This window comes from Gilliamella sp. Pas-s25 (genome assembly GCF_009795885.1).
In the GTDB taxonomy this organism is placed as follows: domain Bacteria; phylum Pseudomonadota; class Gammaproteobacteria; order Enterobacterales; family Orbaceae; genus Gilliamella.
In genome coordinates this window covers 61,370-81,868 of the sequence record NZ_WTEV01000006.1, presented here as the reverse complement: position 1 = coordinate 81,868, position 20,499 = coordinate 61,370, and the positions used below count along the sequence as shown (strand labels likewise).

Here is a 20,499-nt window from a genome sequence, read left to right as displayed (position 1 = left end):
AGCTAAGTAGTTAATTTACTGTTACGGGGGGTAACAGCTAGCTGAGTGGTTAATTTACTGTTACGGGGGGCAACAGCTAGCTGAGTGGTTAATTTACTGTTACTCAAAATTTATTTTATTTAGATAGGAGTATTCCCATGGAAACAATTGAAAACAATCAAGTTGGTGTTTTACGAAGTGATATTAAAATAGAGCTTCATACTGTTCCAGCAATTCAAATCTGGTATGGCAGAAAAAAAACTGATGATAAGCATCAAATTCAAAGTATGACAAGGGCTATTGCTTATTTAAAAGTCATTGAAATAGCAACACGTCTTGATGATCCCTACGCAGATATCAGATTGACTAAATTCTATGAGCATATTACTAAAATTGAAAAATTATTAGATGTTGAGAATTATCGTATTGATGAAACACTTAAATCAGTCCCACCAGGTTTTAAAATAAGTGATGCGACATCAGTTAAACCCGTTGATCTGAACCTATTTATTAATGTTCCAAGTGGTTATCAGTTAGTATTTTTACTGTGTAAATTTGATTTATTTGTCCGAAAAGTTCAGCTAGCTAAACATATTTCATTAATCAAAAATAGTGATGCATCAGATAGGCAGAATATGATTGCTCATGAATTACGTTCGTTAATTACTTATATTACTAAATATAAACGCACTGGTGTAACACGAAAAGATTTTGTCGATAATACCCCGTTAGCAACTAAAGCTATTGAGCAATTAGGGATTGTACCAGAAGAAATACTAAATGCAGATAAAATGCGAGACAGAACAGTATCAATAACTAATAAGGTGAACTAATGAATGAGTTTTATAAAGATGAATATGCAAATACACTCTCTTCAACAGATTATCAATTTGCAAAACAACATCTATCCCTAAAAGGCCTTTTAAAGCCTTTTAAAGGTAAGGGGGAATATGAAACTATTTTACAAGAAATTGAGTCATACCTTTCTAGATTAGAAAACATTGCAGAAAGACTCATCAATGACACAAGAGATAAATTACCCATTAAGTATTTACCTTTTTATTTGAAAAAAAGACGCTTATCAAATGGTTCAGTATATTTAAGTTGGAAGTATAAGAAAATAGTCATTGTTGATGGTAAAACTAGTCGTACCGAGATTGAGGGAAAACGATTGATATTAGATGCGTTGGAACAAAACAATTTGAGTTATGAGGATAAAAATTTTATCAGACAACTAGAAATTGATCGCTTAACGTTAAATTTTCAAATGAGGGTATGTATTCGAATCAGACACTTAATTAATGAAATGTTGCCCAAGTTTGATGAGCTTAACATACCAACTAAATAAATAGCACTTGGTTGGAAAACTGCTGAAATACGTCACAACGACCGAAATTATATTGAGGAGTAAATTATGAAATATTTTACTTATGACCATCACGGTGATGGTTTTGAATATCACAACACAGAAGAAGAAGCAAAAAGCTATGCTCAACAATGTTTGGATTTTTACTTACAAAACGACGATGAAAACAATGTAGATATTTGTTGGGGTGAGATAAAAGAAGATGTGCATTCAAATGATGGAGTGCTTGAGTTAAAAGCAAGCAAGGAGTGATTATGATTGCATTCAAGTTTAAACGACGCAACGCAAGCTGTAAATTTTAGATTAGAAAAACGAATTGAAAAAATACAGCATCAAATTAATGAGAATTTAAAAGAATTGGAGCAAGAAAATGGCTAGAGGAATAAACAAGGTAATTTTAGTTGGCAATCTGGGGCAAGATCCTGAGGTTCGTTATATGCCTAATGGTAATGCTGTTGCTAATTTTAGTATCGCAACATCAGAATCGTGGAAAGATAAACAAACAGGTGAAAACCGTGATCGTACTGAATGGCATCGTGTTGTTATTTTTGGTAAATTAGCTGAAATTGCAGGAGAATACTGTAAAAAAGGTTCCCAAGTTTACCTTGAGGGGCAATTACAAACTCGAAAATGGCAAGATAAGTCTGGACAAGATCGTTATACTACAGAAGTGGTAATCAATCCAATCGGCGGTACTTTACAAATGTTAGGTTCACGGGATGGTTCACAAAATTGGGGACAAAGTGCTAACAATTCTTCATCTGCACCAGTGCCACAATCAACAACGCAAAATGCACCAACTACAGAACAAGCTACAGCTATGCCTGAGGAGCCACCAATGGACTTTGATGACGATATCCCATTCTAGAGTTTACTTTATAAATATTAAATAGATAATCTAGCTAAAAGTAGTTAGGCTATCTATTTTTCGAGGGTTATTTTTAAAATTCTTAATATTTCTTTTTTAGGTTTATTTTGCATTTCGTTGTATCTCATTTTTAATGATAATGCTTGAGTTGCTAATATGACTATGTGGGGAACTGACTCTGATTTTTCGTAATTTTGATATGTTCTTGTTGTCACGTTTAATTGTTCTGCTGCAATCTCTTGACACCAACCGAAACCTCTTCTCCAAATTTTTAATTCATATCCGTTCATATCGTCATTCTCTAATTTAAAAATACGAAAATTTTTCGTATTTTGGTTTGAAATTTTATTCATATTTATAACTGAATAAATCAGAAAATAAAATGATATATTGAATAATTTAAAAAAATTAATAATAATAAATTATAAGTATGTAGAAAGGTAGAAGATAATATGCACTTATATAAAGTTTTGCCTAATAGTACAATATTTCATGTCATTGAACGGAATCAATATGAAAAAGATACACAAAGTAAATTTCCTTTCGTTCAACAAAATGACAAAGGTGAAGCTTGCTATTTTGCTATTTGTCCTGCTTGTGATAATCCTATACAAATTATAAATCTATATCACAGCTCAGATAAATTATTGAAACCTTATGGAAAGCATTATCACAAACCAGTTAGTGGAGCTAATAATAACATTGTACAATTAGGTTATTTTAATCCAGATAATTATAAACAATGTCCATTTGCAGCCCATAACGCTAACAAACGCTATAAATCTTCTGATAGAAAATCAAAGCTAGATGAAACATCCAGAAAAATATTAACAATCTTGGGCCAACATTTAGATCGAATTATTTATCTTATCCAAAAAGATATTGGTTTTCACATAGGCAAGAATTTACTTACTAATATGTTACAAAATTATATTAACTTTGAAGGGTATCTTTATTGCGGAGCTACAATTCTTAATATCCCTTGGATATTTGCTTATATGGCTAAAAACCATTCTTTATTCGGTAAAAAAATAATTGACAGTACATTAAAGGACACAATTCTAGAAAAGACTAATAAATTTATAAAAATGGAAGAAGGATATTTCATTTTTTCTAGTAAAATTTTTACAGAATTAAATTTCTATTTTACAAATCATATTCCGCTTAGTGCTAATAATAAAAAAGAGTCTATCGATTTAGTCATTACTTATCGAGTTTCAAATAGTGAATTTCGTGAACCGCAAGAAATTTACCGAAAAACTATCGAAATGAATCATGTTCATTTTAGTAATTTGATAAATCTGGATAAATGGCATAAAAATTCTTTTAGTGATTATTGTATAGAACAGGCAAATGAATTGATATCACCTATACTTATAAGATAAATTTAATATAGGTGATGTTTGTCGCAAAATTTACTAATTTAAAACTTATTGGATAAGTGGTAGCGATTTTCTACTAATATCCAAAATTGGACGTTTATTTGAGGTATATAGTTGTTTTGCTCTGCGATTTTTAAGCAATTAAGAATAGTAAAAAGCCCGATTTGAAACTCATGTTTGGTATCTTTAACTTTAAATAAAATAGGATTATCGCAATTGTCACAAATGCAGTTTGTAATAATAGCAGGGTTTTTCATACAAATTTTTTTATGAGCATTGTAACAGTCATCATTTTTATAATATTCATTTAACGTATTAGTCCATTTATCGTCTTTAGGAATATATCCGAGTTGCATTGCTAGTTGTGCAAAATAGATAATATTAAAAAGTCCAATACAAAAATTGAATTTGCCGTTTGACATGTTAAATATTAGCGTTTCGTGGTTTTTATAATCTAAAAATGAATGATTAACGGGAATAGCCATATCTATCATTATTTACTCCAATAATTGTTTATTGAACTTTAATTATAATTATGCTGTATATGTTTTTTATTATTAAATCAATATTCCATTTAGCAATATTGATTTAACTATCCCATATTTATTTCAATTAATTAATATTCAGTTATCAAAAACAATAAGAGAATGAATGTTAATGAAATTATTTATTTGTGAAAAACCTAGTCAAGCTAAAGATATCCAGAAACATATTGGAGCTACAGTTAATGATAACGGTTTTTATCGTAGCTCCGATGGAAAAATATGTATTACATGGTGTGTCGGTCATTTGCTGGAACTAGCAGAACCACATGTTTATGACGAAAAATTTAAAAAGTGGAGCATAGACGATTTGCCTATTTTACCTGAAAAGTGGGTTTATAATGTTGCTCAAAAAACGTCAAAACAATTTAAAGTGGTTCAAGGATTAGTAAAAAAAGCTAATGTTATTATTATTGCCACCGACCCAGATCGGGAAGGGGAAGCTATTGCCTGGTCTCTGTTAGAACGTTTTAACTGGAAATGTGAAACTAAAAGATTATGGTTTTCAGCACTTGATGATACATCAATAAAAAAAGCCCTTGCTAGTCTTAAGGCAGCTAGTGAAACTTATCCGTTATATTTAGCAGCCCAAGCTCGAGCAAAAGCTGATTGGTTGGTTGGATTAAATAGTACCAGACTATTTACTTTATTAGGTAGAGATTTGGGTTACGGAGTTTTATCTGTGGGTCGTGTTCAGACACCAGTCCTAAAGCTAATTGTTGATAGAGATAGAGAAATTAAAAATTTCATACCCAAACCTTATTTTTCTGTAAATATTCAGTTATCTAAGACATCCCAGACATTTAATGCCACTTGGATTCCAGAAGAAAATATAGACGAAGCTGGACGATGTCTTAATGAATCTTTTGCAAGACAAATAGCACAAAAGCTACAGCATTCAAGAGAAGCAAAAGTTATTGATGTTAACACTGAACGGGTTAAATTCTCTCCTCCTTTAGCATTTAGTTTAAGTGACTTGCAGAAAGCGTGCTCTAAAAAGTACGGTATGTCTATGCCTCAAGTACTTAATATTGCTCAATCACTTTATGAAACACATAAAATTACAACTTACCCAAGAACTGATTGTGGATATTTGCCTGAATCAATGTTTAATGAGTCTGAAACCATAGTTTCTGTCATTATGAAAAATGATCCTGAAATGGCAAAATTTATGCCACAGATTAATTTAGCTTATAAATCTCGACTTTGGAATGATAAAAAAGTAACCGCACACCATGGAATTATCCCAACGTCAAAGATTATTGAATTGTCTCAACTTAGTACAGATGAATTCAAGGTTTATGATTTGATTAGACGAAACTATTTAGCTAATTTTATGGTGCATAATGAAGTAGATAAAACAGTAGTTAATTTAATTAGTTCTGAGCAGAAATTTCAAGCAAAAGGTACAGTATTAGTTGAGCTGGGATGGAAAGTATTATTTACAAGAGACAACATTGAAAATGCTGAAGATGTTGATGATAAACAAAAACTTCCACTTTTATCTAACAATGATATTTGCACTATTTCTAAAGTTGACTTTAGATCGTTACAAACTAAGCCACCGACACATTTCGATGACGGTAGTCTGCTTGATGCAATGAAACAAATTGCCAAATATGTAGAAAATCCTCAATTAAAAAAAATGTTAAAGGAGACATCGGGGATCGGTACTGAAGCAACAAGAGCTGGAATTGTAGAAACATTAGAAAAACGTAATTACATTGAACGAAAAAAGAAAGCTATCTTAGCAACTGATATTGCCTACGCACTGATAGACACATTACCTCCCGTATTAAAAGATCCTGGTATGACAGCCTTGTGGGAGCAAGAATTAGAAAATATTGCAACAGGTCAACAGCAACAAAGCGAGTTTATGCGTAAACAGTATATTTTTATTAACCAACTAATTCAAACGTATAAAGGAGCTGAGTTACCTAAAAATATCACATCTAAAAAAGTCTCAAAAACAAAATTATACGATTGCCCTGAATGTAAAATTGGCGCACTTATCAAAAGAGAAGGTAAAAGTCAAAAAGGTAAATATATTTGGTTTGGTTGCTCTCGTTACAAAGATGGATGCAAATTTACCTGCTTTGGGGACAAGAAAGGTAATCCAGTTTTTGAGAAGAAAGGGGGATGAGATTAGGCTCAATATTGAAAAATTAAACGAATTATGACAGAATCAAAACTTACTCCGTTGTTTTTGTGGTTTTGCGGTCATAAAATCACTAATTTGTTTTAGATTAATTTTTAACCCTTATTAATCTGAAATGTCCCAAGTCCATAATTTATGGCTGCTTGTAACAACTCTGTGTAAGTTACAACTATACTGCGGTTGGATAGAGCTGTATGTGTATCAGAGCTGATTCAATTCACATCAATTTTGAAATAATATACAACAAGGAGCAAGGTGGTTCTTGTTCCTGTCTTTATGTCCGAACTCAGGGTAAATACCATTGTAAATTGTAGCTTGTAGCAAGAAAAACAGTGGTATTTACCTTGTTTGTTCTATAACGACTAATAACAACACCAAAACTGAATGGTAAAAAATCAGTAGCCCTTAGTGCGTTAACGCGTGCCTGATAAGACTGTTTAAAGCAGGCTTGTTTATTCGGTTCATCTCAGCTAACTAAATAGCGAATCGAGAATGTGTATGAAACTGCATGATTTTTGAGGGGAGAGTGCATTTTATCACTTTTTATTGAGTTGTCTTTAACTCTAATTATATTAATTACATATATACTTGGAAACAAAAGCCCATTTTGATAATTTTGATAAATGGGTTTTTTGTTGTACTCAGCATTGATTTATTTGTTTACTCAGTCATCATTGCATTTTACCTTTTTACTTTCTATATTAATCTAAAGGTAAATACAATGAAAATCGCTATCTCTATGTTAGCATTGCTTCCAATATTTGTATTAACAGCATGTACAAATAACTCTAAAACTATTAGTTCTAAGTCTAAAATAGAATCTAAACCTACACCAGTTTTGCAGACAGATCGATATACCATTGTTGAACTAGATGATCCAATTCATAAATATGTTTTAGATCAAATTATTAATATTTCACTACCTAAAAATTTAAATTTAACAGTTAAAGATGGAATGGAATATGCTTTAAAACAATCGGGTTATTCTCTTTGCACTAACTCAGATATCAATGTTCTTTATGAAAGTACTTTACCTAAAGTTCAATATAAAATGGGGCCAATTTTATTAAATGATGCACTACATGTTATGGCTGGCCCTGCTTGGAATTTAGATGTTAATGACGTTGAACGAGAAATCTGTTTCCATCTAAAAAAAGGATATTCTCGAAAACAACAACCTATTTCCTCAGTTAAACAGGAACCTCAATTTGAAACTTATCAAGTACCTCCTCAAATGATAGAAACAAAAGAACTAAAAAATGTTGAAACAAAAGGAGGCAAAAAATGAAGGATACGCTAATAAATAAATTAAATATAAACCAACCCATTGCAATAACTAAAAAAATGGTCGTTTTAATATGTGGTGTATTTGTAATCTTGTTTATATTAGTAGCAATAGCATTGCATTTATCTCTCCTTAACATGAATCAAGCATCTAATAACTATAAAGAACTGGAAGATAAAATAAACACGAATAATGTAAGTATAAATAGTATTAACACATTGGAAAAAAAATTAGATGAAATTCAGTTGGAACAGAAAAAAATCAATGTTGATTATGATAATTTAAATACACGCTCTGCACGAAGTCAACAGGACATAACGTCATTACAACTAATTCTAAATGATAAAAATCTCGATAGTAAATTAGATAATTTTGAAACAGCTATAGCAAATATTGAAGTTGAGTTAGAAGCAGTTAAGAATGTTCAAAAAATGCAACAAGAGTCATTAGATGGCGTTGTGGCATCTTTCAGTCAATTTAAAGATCAGATTATACAAAAAATTACAGTAATGCTATCAAATAACAATAGCAAGTCAACCAATACAACAAGAAGTAATATAAAGGCTAAAACTGCAACTGCAACGGCAGTAAATTTTAAATATCAATTATCTAGCATTGAATTTAGAGCTGGTGAATTAGTTGCTGTATTCCTACCTAAAAATGCAACATCACTATCTGCGTTGAAATTTGTAAATGAAGGTGAGTTTATAGATGATTCTTGGAAAGTTGCAAAAATTGATAAAAACTCTGTGAAATTAATAAATAGTAAGCAACAAACTTATACTCTAACAATAGATAAGGAGTAAATATGATACTAAAAAAACAAATATGTTTGTTATTGCTATTAAGTTTTATTTCTTGGGATTTATTAGCTAATTCTCAACAGGTTTCCAAGGATCTTGATACCACTGAATCGGTTGAAAAATCTGATGAAGAATCTCGGAATACGCAAGAAGAAAGAATTAAAGAGAAAGCATCTTTTTGGGGATTGACAGTCACAGAATGGCAAAAATATGAAAAACTCATTAATGAAGGCGGACGGCGTTATTGGTCTCCTAATCTTGACCCTCTAACCACTCTTGGCGTTGAATCTGAAACTCAAGAAGAACGAGAGCATTACGCAAAATTATTAGCCCAAAAAGAATTTGAACGTACGACTAAAGAACTTGAATTTCAACGGATTTATAATCGTATGTTTAAACAACTTTATACAAACATATTACCTGTTGAGTTGGATGATAATCCTAATTTTGTAGCACCTCTAAATTATGAGGGGGACAGAATGATTTTATTTATTGATATTAATGATAATGTAAGAAGTGAAACATTATTAGGTAAAGTATTAAAAACAAATAAAGAAATGGATATTTATTTGCTGAATACCAAACATGATGATCTAGCTGCCCAAAAGTGGGCTAGTTTAAATCATCTCCCAATTGATAAAGTAAAAAGTGGCGAAATTACATTAAATCACAATAGCGGTCAGTGGGAACAAATCGGAAAAAATACCTTGCCAATTTTAGTACAAAATCAGGGTGGCAAATGGAGACAAATTGAATTGGGTGATTTGTAATGATTATAAACAAAAGAGCATTAATTTTTATTATCTCTATAACAGCTCATTCTGCAATAGCTGATTTGAATGTAATCAGTGATTATGGCGGTAATTCGATGGGTGTGTATTATGAAATGTTAGATCCTCAAGATGAATATAGTGAGCAACAACAGCAATTTTTAGCCCCTGAAAACATGAAAATTGATGAGGGAACCTATTTACCAGTGCATAGTGAAAAACTTTCTCCAGGTATTTTTGAATCATATTCAATTGATTATCCGACATTGCAACCTTTTATCATCATAGGCGCTGATGAACTTTCTATTGAATGGTTGAAAGCTCGAAATAATGATTTAGAGACAATAAATGGTATTGTTGCCGTTGCTGTAAACATAGACAATGTCAATCAGATTAAAACATTAAAATCTCTTACTAATATTCCTATATATGCAATGTCTGGCGATGAACTCGCAGAGAAGTTTCAAATAACATCATATCCGGCGCTAGTTACTGCGAAAAGTATTGAACAATGATGGGAATAACATCATGAGTAATGAGCACAATATTGAGGCCATATTTAGACCCGCTTCCGAGTTGTATAGCGCTGTAACATCAATAAGTTGTGCATTTATTTGCCTTGTTGCACCCTGGTCTGTAGCATTGTCAACTTCTGTTAATGTTGGTGTTGCATGTGCTTTTTTATTGTTTGGCATTTACAGAGCTAAGCAAGGTATTACCATTATTCGATATAAGCGGAATATAAAACGTTTACCATATTATTCTCTGACTAGTGAACAAATTCCTGTTAGCCAAAAATTTCTTTTTCTAGGGAGAGGGTTTAAATGGGAACAAAAACATTTACAACGAATTATATTGTGCCGTCGAGAGGAATATAAACGTTTTGTTCAACCATCAGCTATATACCGGGCTGCTAGGCAATGGGAACAAAAACATGAAAGAAGTCTTATAGCAAAGTGTACTAGTTCAAATCGTTGGTTTAATCCAGTAAAACCATTACCACCCGTTGGCGGAAACCCATTCTTACACGGTGTCGAAATTAATGAGGTCGATATTATGATGCCATTTGTTGATCGTGGAGGTCATACGTTAGTTTTGGGAACAACAGGTGTTGGAAAAACAAGATTGTTAGAAGTGCTTGTTACACAGGATATTGCAAGAGGAGATCCAGTTATTGTCATTGATCCTAAAGGAGATGCTGACTTATTAAAAAGAATGTATGCAGAAGCTAAACGTAATGGTAGACAAGACGAATTTTACATATTTCATTTGGGTTACCCTGAAATTTCAGCTAGATATAATGCTATCGGTCGTTTTAGTCGAATTACTGAAGTTGCGCAGCGTGTTTCAGCTCCACTGGCGGGAGAAGGCAATTCCGCAGCATTTAAAGAGTTTGCATGGCGATTTGTTAATATCGTTACAAAAGCGTTAATTGAGCTTGGTCGTCGTCCCGATTACATTCAAATCAATCGTTATACAAACAATATGGATACCTTATTTTTAGAATATGCTCAGCACTATTTTGATAAGCACGATCCAAAAGCTTGGATCACTATTAGCGAAATGGCAACAAAAGTTAATGACAAAAATGTTTCATTAGCAATGCGTGGAAGAGACAAGCTGGTCGTTGCTCTTTATGATTATATTACTGCAAAAAAAATTCGTGATGATGTTCTAGAAGGTTTACGTTCAGCTATTCAATACGATAAAACGTATTTTGATAAAATTGTTGCCTCATTAATGCCATTTTTAGAGAAGTTAACAACAGGAAAAACAGCACAATTATTAGCACCCGATTATTTGGATATCAATGATGAAAGGCCAATTTTCGACTGGGAACAGGTGATTCGAAAAAAAGGGATCGTTTATATTGGACTTGATGCTCTATCAGATGCGGTTGTCGGTGCCGCAGTTGGAAACTCAATGCTAGCAGATCTGGTATCAATAGCGGGTTATATTTATAAACATGGTGTTGATGATGGTTTACCTGGTGAGAATAGATCCAAAATTAACATCTGTTTGCATACTGATGAAGTGAATGAAATCATGGGAGATGAGTTTATTCCACTCGTAAATAAGGCTAGAGGGGCAGGAATAAATGTTAATGCATACTCACAAACGATTTCAGATATCGAAGTCAAAGTTGGGAGTGCCGCTAAAGCAGGGCAAGTGCAAGGTAATTTCAATAATATAATTATGTTACGTGTTCGTGAAACCAAAACAGCAGAACTTATTACATCACAACTTCCTAAAGTTGATATCTACAAAAATACGGTAGTATCAGGTGCAAGCGATACACCGAGTCCAGATACAAAAACGGATTTTACATCGAGTACACAGGACAGAATTAGTACTGAATCAATGCCATTACTTGAGCCATCGGAACTAATACAGTTACCAAGAGGACAAGCGTTTGTCCTGACTAACGGTGGTGTTTTATATAAAGTTCGCATGCCTCTTCCGTCTCAAGAGCAAGATATTATGATGCCTGATTCCATTAATACACTTTCTAAAGAGATGGCAAAAAGTTATTCAACAGGTGAACAATGGTGGGTAAATTCAAATTCAGTATGGGAAAAGCCTGAAATAGATAATGATTCAGATTGTCCTGAGGAAAATGAATTACCAGTTCATCTAGCATTGGACATTGATGATGATGAAAAAGCTTTTTTACATACTTTACAAGAGGAGAAAGATGAATAATGGCCAATGTTGAATCTGATTCAAATTCAAATAAGCCCAAAAAAAAGGGATTTATTTCATCTATAGTTTCTACACTTTTTTTTTCACTTCTTATAAGCATTGTTATTGAATGCATTGGTATAACGTTTTTTTGGACTGAACTCGGTGATAGTCATAGCGAAGAAATGCTCAATGTTGAGTTTAGTTATCTTGAACAAGACTTTGTCAATAGCTTTATTCTGTCTGAGCCTGTAGTTTTTGCTGAAAATATTATTACCAATATATATGAACTCATTGCTGTTAAAACGGGATTGATTGAAATAGTAGATGGAACTGTGAATGATGAAAGCTCGACTGTTTATAAATATATTAATTCGGTTGGTGTTTATGTAAAAGCCATTATTAATATTATATTGGTTTTTTTTGTTCGCTTAGTTATTTTGATTCTTTCAATACCGATTTTTATTCTTGCAGCTATTGTTGGTTGTGTAGACGGCCTGGTTCGGCGAGACATTCGGCGATTTGGAGCAGGTCGTGAATCGAGTTTTCTATATTATCATTCTAAAGCATGGATAAAACCTTTGTTAATTTTATCATGGCTTATCTATTTATCAGTTCCTTTCACAATTCACCCAAATGCCGTTTTTATTCCCATGGCCTTTTTATTTGGTCTCAGTATTAGTATTACGTTCGGTTCATTTAAGAAATATTTGTAAGCCAATTTTTTTTAAAAAATCAAAAAAGATTTAATTGATGTTTTTCGCATATTAATCATTATAGTAGAAATCCAGTTTAAAACTGGAGAAAAAATATGCGAAAGCATCCTAACATAATTCTTTCAATAGTTGGTTTATCTTTATTGTTAAGCTCTAATTTGAGTGTCGCAAATGAAAAAGAAGAACTCGCATTAGTGTTAAAACAACTTAAACAAGTTAAGCAATCTTTACTAAAAAGTGAGATTGTTTCAGGAACCGAGCAATCAGAACGTTATCATTTTAATTATAAAGCAATACAAAATGATATTGATCAAGTTATGCACGGTATCGAAAGCTATATATCCCCGACAAGATCACAACCTCGTTCACTTAACTTTCCAGTGATTGAAGGCGAATATCAAAATGAATGATATCAAAGAAAAAACCTATAACGCATTTAAAGATGGTGCAACATTCACGATGGATGACTCATTTAATTTTTTCGGTGCGATATGTTTTGCTGTAGGGCTATTTTTAATTGCTATCATTATTTTATGTCTTTTGAAGGGGCTTGGTGATGAAAGTGCCAAAGTTGATGATTTGCCGTCAATTATTATTCGTGCAGTTGTTGTTGTCTTAATTCTGATGTCTTTCATTTATTTTCAGTAAAAATTTTTAAGGAGAAAAAATTCATGTTCAAAAAAGCAAAAAAATTATTTCAAGTAAAAAATAATAAGATGTCTATAAACCTAATATTACTGTCTTTAGCGTTATGGGGACGAAATGCATTGGCAAAAATGCCAACTATAGATGACCCAACACAAGGGAAAAAAAGCGGATTTTTAGCAAATATGCAAGCATATATATATGACGGTTTCGTTTTTGGCGGATTGATTATTGTTGGTGGTGTTTTTATTGTCGCAGCAAAAAATATCATCGTTGAGTATAACAATATCGGTGAAGGGAAAGGTTCGTGGGCAAAACTAGGCACTTTAGTTGTTATAGGTATTGTATTAGTTGTTGCGTGTATTTGGCTTGCAACATTGGCGGCTGAAACACTGCAAGATTAATAGAAAGGTAAATAAGATGAAAGAGAATGACATTGATATGCTTCCTGACCGTCTCAACCGTATGCCTGTAGTCTATAAGGGCATGACAGTCCGTGAAATATCGTTGATGGTAGGGGTTGGTGCAATTATTGGTGGTTTGTTCGGAATTATCTTATTTATCTTATTTGGTCGCTGGGTGTTAATTCCCTCAGCGATCGTTTTTATGCCATTGCCAACCCTTTTTTTCGGTGGAAATAAGGTTACTAAATTAAAGCGAGGTAAACCAGAAACCTGGTTTGCACGGTCTATTGATTTGTTTTTCGCCAAAAAAGGATTCAATGGAAATAATCTAATTTTTAATGATCAAGAATTTATCGTTAGACGAAAAAAACTAAAAAATAATAAGGTAAAACAAAAATGAAATATTTACATGCACTTACGGGGCGAGATAAACACATCCAATCATTGAGATTTGTGATTATTGTATTGCTTGTAATTATTTTAGCTATGGCTTGGGGATGGCGGTCAGCACCAAAGGATTTAACTATTCATATTCCACCTGATACAAGATCTGGTAGCACTCGGCTTTGGTCAGATATCGATCCAAGTAACATTTATGGATTTGCATTTTATATTTTTCAGCAACTACATAACTGGCCAACAAACGGCGAAGTTGATTATAAACGTAACATTAATACTCTTACTCCGTTTTTAACTCCTCAATGTAAATCACAGTTATTGAATGAATATGAGGAAAGAAGGCAGGGTGGTGAACTAAGAGAACGGGCTCGAAACATTGCTGAAATAGATGGAAGAGGCATTAATTCAGGAATTAAAAATTACGAAACAAATCAACTGGAGCCTCGAGTGAAAATTTTATCAGATAAAGCATGGATTGTGACATTCGATTTATACATTGATGAATATTACAAAGGGGAAGCGGTTAAACGAGCAATGGTTCGTTATCCACTTAGTGTTGTTAAGAGTGATTCAAATCCAGAAGAAAATCCCTGGGGTTTAAAGCTTAATTGCTATGCAAGTCAACCGTTAAGACTCACTTCGTCTACAGGAGAACACAATGAATAATAAGATGATTATAAAACTTTCTCAACTAATCATAACATTATTTATTTTTGTATCGTCATTCAATAATGCTATTGCTGTTGAATTAATTACATGGGACAGAACACCTATTAAAATTAGTATTAATCAAAATGATGAAAGAATGGTAATTTTAGAAAGAAATATATCAGTCGGATTACCTGCATCATTACAAGATAAGCTTCGAGTACAAAGCCTAGGAGGTGTTATATATTTAAAAAGCAATGCGCCATTTACTGAAACTCGATTAATGCTAAAAGATCTTGAAACAGGTGAAATTATTTTAGTTGATCTGACGGGAAATGGACCATCCAAAAAGAAATTAGAAACAATTAAAATCACGACCGATAATGAAAGTGAAGCTAATTTAAAAAAAGCAGAAGAAAATTATACAACTGTGCATGATGAGCAGGTATTACCAACTCCCGTTTTGCTTACTCGATATGCTGCACAAAATTATTATGCTCCATTGCGTGCAATTGAAAAAGTACCTGGTATTAAACAAATTTCTATGTCATTACCCCCATTATTAACCAGACTTGTACCCCAGCTTCCAATTACTGCAGAACCCAAATCAGTCTGGCGTCTAAAAAACTATGAGGTTGTCGCAATCAAATTAGTTAATCATAGCAAAGGTTATGTCAATTTAGATGCAAGGTTGTTACAAGGTAATTTTTATTCAGCAACATTTCAACACAATACATTGGGTCCGAAAGGTGAACCTACTGATACGACGATGCTTTACATTGTTACTAAAGGTAAAGTAATCAATGCATTTTTACCTGAATTAAGTAAAGGTAGAGAGGAATAATATGGCAACAATCAAAGGTAATAAATTGTTACCAATTATCGTTGGTGGCGTAATCCTAGTTGGAATTTTTATTGTAGTCATTGCAAATAAAAATAAAAAAAATGAATTTTCATCAGGTGATGAAATAGTTGAAATAGCTGATTTAAATGAAGAAGATTTATCTGTGCTCGGCATTACGGGTGATACGGAAAAAGATACCGTTCAGACGTTAGTGACGCTAGTTAAGACTCTAAAAAAGGATCAAGCGGATATAGTAAGTGAACTGAAAAAGTTAAAATCCGAAAATGAAAATTTGAAAAAGACAAGAGTACCACAGTATAAGATAGAGCCACCATCAAATGATTCAAAATCTAATGAGCCTACTGAGCTAGAAAAAAAAGTTTCAATTCTAACAGATAAGCTTAATAAATTAGCATCAAACTTCCCTATATCTAGTTCTAGTGAAACAACTGATTCAAAACAATCAAAACCAGTTTCAATCCCAATAGGAAGAGGGCAAACAAGTAAAGTTGATATGACTAATGATGATGAAATTCAATGGATTAATCCAGCTGACCAAATTGTTGTTAATAGCAATAAAGGTAAAAATACGACGGGATTTCAGTTTCCGACTAGCTTTGGTAGCGATCCTATTCGTTCAAAACTAAAAGACCATAAAGATAGTATCAATCAGCCAATTGGTGAACGAAAAAATGAAAAAGATCGTCAACCATTTTATACAGTACCCGCCAATTCAACGTTAACAGGCTCTGTTTCAATGACATCATTGCTAGGTCGAGTTCCCATTGATGGTGTTGTATCTGATCCGTACCCGTTTAAAGCTGTTATTGGTCGAGATAATTTAATCTCAAATGGAATTGAATTACCGCATATTGAAGGAGCTATTGTCTCTGGAACTGCATCTGGTGATTACGTTCTATCTTGTGTAAGGGGCAACGTTAAATCAATTACATTTGTTTTTGATGATGGGCGAATTATAACGATCCCTGATTCCTCAAAAAATAGCAAAGATGAAAGTATTGGATGGTTATCTGACGAATACGGTATTCCCTGTGTTTCGGGAGAAATCAAATCTAATGCGAGCCAATATTTATCAACTGTAATAGGTCTAGGTACAGCAGCAGCTGCTGCAGATGCAATGGCACAACAAAATACTACTGTTGTAACAGATGGCTCAAATGTTACCAATGCCGTTACTGGTAATAATGGTCAATACGTTTTAGGGAAAGGACTGAGTGGTGGAATTAATCAAACAATCGACTGGTTAAATAAACGCTATGGTCAAACTTTTGATGCTGTTTATGTCCCTCCTGGTAAAGAAATTGCCATTCACATTAGCAAGGAGCTGCAAATTGATTATTTATTTGAGGGCAGACTTGTTGATTATGAGATGAATACTAAAAAAATGGGAGGGCTTGATTAATGAAACAGAAAAAAAAATTAACAATATTTTTATTAACTTTTGGCACAGCTCTATTTTTATTATCTGGTTGTAGTACTTCAAAAGAAAAAATGTTTCCACATAGTAGTGAGACGATGAGTGATATTTACAATAAAAAATCGGGAGGGGGAGCTTCTCAATCTCAATTGTTTGATAATCGACTTAAACTTAGGCGAGAAGTTGATAATTTAACGCAAAATGTTGAAGTGGTAACGCATACACGAACAGCAGAACAAGAAATTAATAATCTTTTTCAACGATTACCAAACCCCGATTTAGTCATGTATGTCTATCCTCATTTGACCGACGGAAAAGTTCCAGTTCCTGGTTATTCAACAGTATTTCCATTTTATGCGGAAGTGCAATATGCGATGCCTGGAGAAAGGGTGGAGAATTACTAATGAAGTTATTTGGTAAGAAAAAAGTTTCACAAAAAGAAGTTCAAGAAAGTAAAAGACCAACACGCAAAGGAAATTTGACTCATAGTCATAAAAAAAACTTTCTTTATGCCAATAATGGAAAAAAATCAATTATTGATTTTTTGCCTTGGATTGAATTTGATGAAGAGCATAATTCAATTTTATTAGAAGATGGTCGATCTGTCGGTGCTGTTTTTGAGATTACACCCTATGGAACTGAAGCAAAACCAACATCAAAACTACGAGCTATTAGTGATATTGTAGCAAATAGTATTGAGGATTCTTTTGATGAACGAGATATGAATCCGTGGGTTATACAATATTTTTGTCAAGATGAAGATAATTTACAAGATTATATCTCTTTATTAAAACAATATCCTAGACCTCACGCTCAGGGCACTGAATTTACAAAAAAATGGCTAGATATTATGGAATATCATTTAGATAGTATCACTAAAAGTGATGGCCTTTTTTTTGATAACACAGTGACAAAAACACCGTGGAGAGGAAAGGTTCGGAAAACGAGGTTAGTTGTATATCGGTATATCGGACCAAAAGAACGTGAAGATTTAAATGCACAAGAAAAGCTAGATATTGTTTGTAACAATTTGATACTTGCATTAAAAGGGGCTGGAATTGCTGTCAAGAGATTGGGGAAAAATGAGGTTTCTAGGTGGTTAGCTCAAATATTTAATCCTTCACCTGTTCAAGGTAAAAAAAATTTTATTAAACAGTTAATGGATGACCAAAAACAGGCTGATGAACTGCCGATCATTAATGATTTTGCCGAAAGCCTTTTCTACAGTGAACCAGAGATTAAAGAGGGTTACTGGCATTTTGATAATATTCCGCATGCTGTTGTTATGGTGGATCGATTAAAAACACCACCCAAAATTGGTCATATTACAGGCGAAACAAGTAAGGCCGATGGAATAAATGCGCTTTTTGATGTATTGCCTGAATCAACAATGATGAGTTTAACAATTGTAACTCATCCACAGGACAGGTTAGAAGAACATATCAATTTTGTTCGAGGTAAAGCCATTGGTGAGAATGCTGAATCGTTGTCTGTCAAGGAGGATTGTGATGAAGCGATGGAGTATATCAGGCAACGAGAAAAAATGTATTACAGCTCTATTGCATTTTTTGTGAAAGATTCAAGTATCGGTGGATTGAAACGTAAAATACAGGGGCTGAGTTCAGTACTTAATAATAATGGGCTTGTCACAGTAGCTGAAGCTAATGAAGTTGCTCCAGCATCGTCATTTTTAAGATGGTTACCTATGAATTATAACCCTCAAAATGACATAAAACGACTGTATGTTAAATTTAATTGGTGCAAGCATTTAGCTAATTTATTACCTGTTTTGGGTCGAAGTAGTGGAACAGGTCATCCTGGTGTGACATTTTTTAACCGCGGTGGGGAACCATTGAGTTACGATCCAATGATCGATAAAGCACAAAATGGTCATAAACTTATTTTAGGGCCGACAGGGGCTGGTAAATCAGCAACACTGAATATCGAAATAGCACAGCTTGTTGCTATGTATCGGCCGAGAACAATTATTGTCGAAACAGGTAATTCTTTTGGTCTTCTTGTTGATTTTATGGAGCGACTTGGGGTCAGTGTTCATCGAGTAAGTTTAAAGCCTGGTAGCGGTGTAGTGCTTAATCCTTTAGCTGATTCTCATTTAATTTTACAAAATAAGGATATTCAGTTTGAAATTGATGAAAACAATTTGAGCGATGACATTGTTAATGAAGCACTAGAACAAAATGAGGAAGATGAAGAAGATGATGCACAACGAGATGTACTCGGTGAAATAGAAATTTCTATACGTCTAATGATTACTGGAGGGGAAGAACGGGAAGATGAATTACTTCGTCGTTCAGATAGAGCAATGATTAGACAAGCCATAGTTATGGCTGCTCAAGTTGCTTATGATGAAAGACGGCAAGCTATTCCCAGTGATGTTCAAGATGCATTATTTTCTTTAAGTAAAGATAATCAGTTACCCGAAGCTCGACGTGCAAAAGCATATGAAATGGGTGAATCATTAAGTATGTTCACTCAAGGATTTGAAGGTGAAATATTTAATAAACAAGGCACGCCATGGCCAGATGTTGATGTCATTCATGTTGATTTGGCAACTTTTGCTAGAGAGGGGTATGAAGCTCAATTATCAATTGCGTATATTTCTCTTATTAATCATATCAACAATATGGGCGAACAATATCAGCATCAATCCAGAGCTATCGTTAATATCACAGATGAGTCACATATTATTACCGTAAAACCACTAACAGCAGCATACTTAACAAAAGCGTCGAAAATGTGGCGTAAACTGGGAGTATGGCTCTGGTTAGCCACCCAAAATATGGAAGATTTTCCCGATGCGGCTTCAAAACTATTATCAATGATTGAGTGGTGGGAAATGTTAGTAACAGAATCATCTGAAGCAGAGAAAATACGTCGTTTTAAAGCATTAACGGATGAACAAATTTCAATGATCACTTCTGCTTGTAAAGCTGCTTGCCAGTACACGGAAGGAGTTGTGTTATCAAAAAATATGGAATGCCTTTTCCGAATTGTTCCCCCAAGCCTTTTCTTAGCTCTAGCTATGACAGAAAAGGATGAAAAAGCGGAGAGAATGAAACTGATGAATGAGTTTAATATCAGTGAGCTTGATGCAGCCATTAAAGTATCTGAAAAATTAGATGAAGCTCGAGGTATTACACGAAAATATGAGGATTCATAATGAATGATAATAATTTTTTATTTAATGCTACTTCATTAAAAAAATCAAATATTAATATTGATCACAGTAAAGATTTTGAACAATTCTGTTCTGAATTATTAGGAAAAATTGGGGCAATAATTTCGACCAAATTACGTTTATGTCGCATACCTACAGATGATCATACAGAATTTGGAATACTGTATAAGCAATATGCTTTAATTGCTTTTGAAGGTAAAAAATCAGCGTGTTTAATTGAGGTGTCATGCAATCCTAATTTAAACAAAATTCATTGGCCACAATTAGCTGATATTGAAACAGGGAAACGGCTATGCATTAATGTTGTTGATTGGATAGATGCCTTTTTACTGATTAAAAATTTGATGGGCTTAACAAGAGGTGACTGATGC

At 33.3% G+C, this 20,499-nt stretch carries 24 protein-coding genes; 22 read left to right on the top strand and 2 right to left on the bottom strand.

Translation table 11 applies throughout. The features are described from left to right. Nucleotides 1-137: 137 nt before the first annotated feature. The 4 genes from GQ593_RS04505 (at nucleotide 138) to ssb (ending at nucleotide 2,213) form a co-directional block, all read left to right on the top strand. Nucleotides 138-812, top strand: coding sequence for a PFL_4669 family integrating conjugative element protein (locus GQ593_RS04505; RefSeq protein WP_160430933.1), 675 nt, complete (start codon nucleotides 138-140; stop codon nucleotides 810-812). Then, nucleotides 812-1,327: a DUF3158 family protein gene (locus GQ593_RS04500; RefSeq protein ID WP_065606428.1), complete on the top strand. Its 516-nt coding sequence runs from the start codon at nucleotides 812-814 to the stop codon at nucleotides 1,325-1,327. The genes GQ593_RS04505 and GQ593_RS04500 overlap by 1 nt, the downstream gene beginning before the upstream one ends. Before the next feature lie 66 nt (nucleotides 1,328-1,393). Then, nucleotides 1,394-1,597, top strand: a complete 204-nt coding sequence (locus tag GQ593_RS04495) for a hypothetical protein (RefSeq protein WP_160430931.1) — start codon at nucleotides 1,394-1,396, stop codon at nucleotides 1,595-1,597. Between the two features lie 118 nt (nucleotides 1,598-1,715). Further along, nucleotides 1,716-2,213, top strand: coding sequence for a single-stranded DNA-binding protein (gene ssb / locus GQ593_RS04490; protein WP_160430929.1), 498 nt, complete (start codon nucleotides 1,716-1,718; stop codon nucleotides 2,211-2,213). Between the two features lie 53 nt (nucleotides 2,214-2,266). Here ssb and GQ593_RS04485 read toward each other — a convergent pair whose 3' ends face one another. Then, entirely contained in the window at nucleotides 2,267-2,566 is a 300-nt protein-coding gene (locus GQ593_RS04485) for a transcriptional regulator (protein ID WP_202115371.1), read from the bottom strand. Nucleotides 2,567-2,665: 99 nt separating this feature from the next. Between GQ593_RS04485 and GQ593_RS04480 the strand changes: the two genes are divergently transcribed. Then, nucleotides 2,666-3,598 carry a hypothetical protein gene (locus GQ593_RS04480; protein ID WP_065606432.1) on the top strand — a complete coding sequence of 311 codons (933 nt, stop codon included), beginning with the start codon at nucleotides 2,666-2,668 and terminating at the stop codon, nucleotides 3,596-3,598. 38 nt (nucleotides 3,599-3,636) lie between these two features. On the opposite strand, the gene GQ593_RS04475 is transcribed toward GQ593_RS04480, so the two are convergent. After that, entirely contained in the window at nucleotides 3,637-4,089 is a 453-nt protein-coding gene (locus GQ593_RS04475) for a hypothetical protein (protein ID WP_081297996.1), read from the bottom strand. Nucleotides 4,090-4,252: 163 nt separating this feature from the next. On the opposite strand from GQ593_RS04475, the gene GQ593_RS04470 reads away from it, so the two are divergent. The 17 genes from GQ593_RS04470 to GQ593_RS04390 all read left to right on the top strand — a co-directional run bounded on the left by GQ593_RS04470 (nucleotide 4,253) and on the right by GQ593_RS04390 (nucleotide 20,496). Beyond that, a complete protein-coding gene (locus GQ593_RS04470; RefSeq protein WP_160430927.1) occupies nucleotides 4,253-6,280 on the top strand; it encodes a DNA topoisomerase III in 2,028 nt (675 codons plus the stop codon). A 736-nt stretch (nucleotides 6,281-7,016) separates the two neighbouring features. Continuing rightward, entirely contained in the window at nucleotides 7,017-7,583 is a 567-nt protein-coding gene (pilL2, locus tag GQ593_RS04465) for a PFGI-1 class ICE element type IV pilus protein PilL2 (protein WP_160430925.1), read from the top strand. Then, complete coding sequence (locus GQ593_RS04460; RefSeq protein WP_160430923.1) at nucleotides 7,580-8,386, top strand: hypothetical protein; 807 nt, start codon at nucleotides 7,580-7,582, stop codon at nucleotides 8,384-8,386. Before pilL2 ends, GQ593_RS04460 begins: the two co-directional genes overlap by 4 nt. Before the next feature lie 2 nt (nucleotides 8,387-8,388). Next, a complete protein-coding gene (locus tag GQ593_RS04455; RefSeq protein ID WP_160430921.1) occupies nucleotides 8,389-9,153 on the top strand; it encodes a TIGR03759 family integrating conjugative element protein in 765 nt (254 codons plus the stop codon). Continuing rightward, nucleotides 9,153-9,668, top strand: a complete 516-nt coding sequence (locus GQ593_RS04450) for a PFL_4695 family integrating conjugative element protein (RefSeq protein WP_160430919.1) — start codon at nucleotides 9,153-9,155, stop codon at nucleotides 9,666-9,668. The genes GQ593_RS04455 and GQ593_RS04450 overlap by 1 nt, the downstream gene beginning before the upstream one ends. Nucleotides 9,669-9,681: 13 nt before the next feature. Further along, nucleotides 9,682-11,856: a type IV conjugative transfer system coupling protein TraD gene (traD, locus tag GQ593_RS04445; RefSeq protein WP_160430917.1), complete on the top strand. Its 2,175-nt coding sequence runs from the start codon at nucleotides 9,682-9,684 to the stop codon at nucleotides 11,854-11,856. Next, nucleotides 11,856-12,551: a TIGR03747 family integrating conjugative element membrane protein gene (locus tag GQ593_RS04440; RefSeq protein WP_160430915.1), complete on the top strand. Its 696-nt coding sequence runs from the start codon at nucleotides 11,856-11,858 to the stop codon at nucleotides 12,549-12,551. The genes traD and GQ593_RS04440 overlap by 1 nt, the downstream gene beginning before the upstream one ends. A 95-nt stretch (nucleotides 12,552-12,646) precedes the next feature. Then, nucleotides 12,647-12,961, top strand: coding sequence for an integrative conjugative element protein, RAQPRD family (locus GQ593_RS04435; protein WP_160430913.1), 315 nt, complete (start codon nucleotides 12,647-12,649; stop codon nucleotides 12,959-12,961). Further along, nucleotides 12,954-13,199, top strand: coding sequence for a DUF3262 family protein (locus tag GQ593_RS04430; RefSeq protein WP_160430911.1), 246 nt, complete (start codon nucleotides 12,954-12,956; stop codon nucleotides 13,197-13,199). Before GQ593_RS04435 ends, GQ593_RS04430 begins: the two co-directional genes overlap by 8 nt. Nucleotides 13,200-13,222: 23 nt before the next feature. Beyond that, entirely contained in the window at nucleotides 13,223-13,600 is a 378-nt protein-coding gene (locus GQ593_RS04425) for a TIGR03745 family integrating conjugative element membrane protein (RefSeq protein ID WP_160430909.1), read from the top strand. A 16-nt stretch (nucleotides 13,601-13,616) separates the two neighbouring features. Next, nucleotides 13,617-14,000, top strand: coding sequence for a TIGR03750 family conjugal transfer protein (locus GQ593_RS04420; RefSeq protein ID WP_160430907.1), 384 nt, complete (start codon nucleotides 13,617-13,619; stop codon nucleotides 13,998-14,000). Continuing rightward, nucleotides 13,997-14,665 (top strand): PFL_4703 family integrating conjugative element protein, encoded by a 669-nt coding sequence (locus tag GQ593_RS04415; RefSeq protein ID WP_160430905.1) that lies wholly within the window; start codon nucleotides 13,997-13,999, stop codon nucleotides 14,663-14,665. The genes GQ593_RS04420 and GQ593_RS04415 overlap by 4 nt, the downstream gene beginning before the upstream one ends. Next, the gene (locus GQ593_RS04410) at nucleotides 14,658-15,491 is read left to right on the top strand and encodes a TIGR03749 family integrating conjugative element protein (RefSeq protein WP_160430903.1); all 834 of its coding nucleotides are present in this window, start codon (nucleotides 14,658-14,660) and stop codon (nucleotides 15,489-15,491) included. The genes GQ593_RS04415 and GQ593_RS04410 overlap by 8 nt, the downstream gene beginning before the upstream one ends. Nucleotide 15,492: 1 nt before the next feature. Next, the gene (locus GQ593_RS04405) at nucleotides 15,493-16,914 is read left to right on the top strand and encodes a TIGR03752 family integrating conjugative element protein (protein WP_160430901.1); all 1,422 of its coding nucleotides are present in this window, start codon (nucleotides 15,493-15,495) and stop codon (nucleotides 16,912-16,914) included. Then, complete coding sequence (locus tag GQ593_RS04400; RefSeq protein WP_160430898.1) at nucleotides 16,914-17,333, top strand: TIGR03751 family conjugal transfer lipoprotein; 420 nt, start codon at nucleotides 16,914-16,916, stop codon at nucleotides 17,331-17,333. Before GQ593_RS04405 ends, GQ593_RS04400 begins: the two co-directional genes overlap by 1 nt. Then, nucleotides 17,333-20,110 carry a conjugative transfer ATPase gene (locus GQ593_RS04395; RefSeq protein WP_160430897.1) on the top strand — a complete coding sequence of 926 codons (2,778 nt, stop codon included), beginning with the start codon at nucleotides 17,333-17,335 and terminating at the stop codon, nucleotides 20,108-20,110. Before GQ593_RS04400 ends, GQ593_RS04395 begins: the two co-directional genes overlap by 1 nt. After that, nucleotides 20,110-20,496 (top strand): hypothetical protein, encoded by a 387-nt coding sequence (locus tag GQ593_RS04390; RefSeq protein ID WP_160430895.1) that lies wholly within the window; start codon nucleotides 20,110-20,112, stop codon nucleotides 20,494-20,496. Before GQ593_RS04395 ends, GQ593_RS04390 begins: the two co-directional genes overlap by 1 nt. Nucleotides 20,497-20,499: the final 3 nt, after the last annotated feature.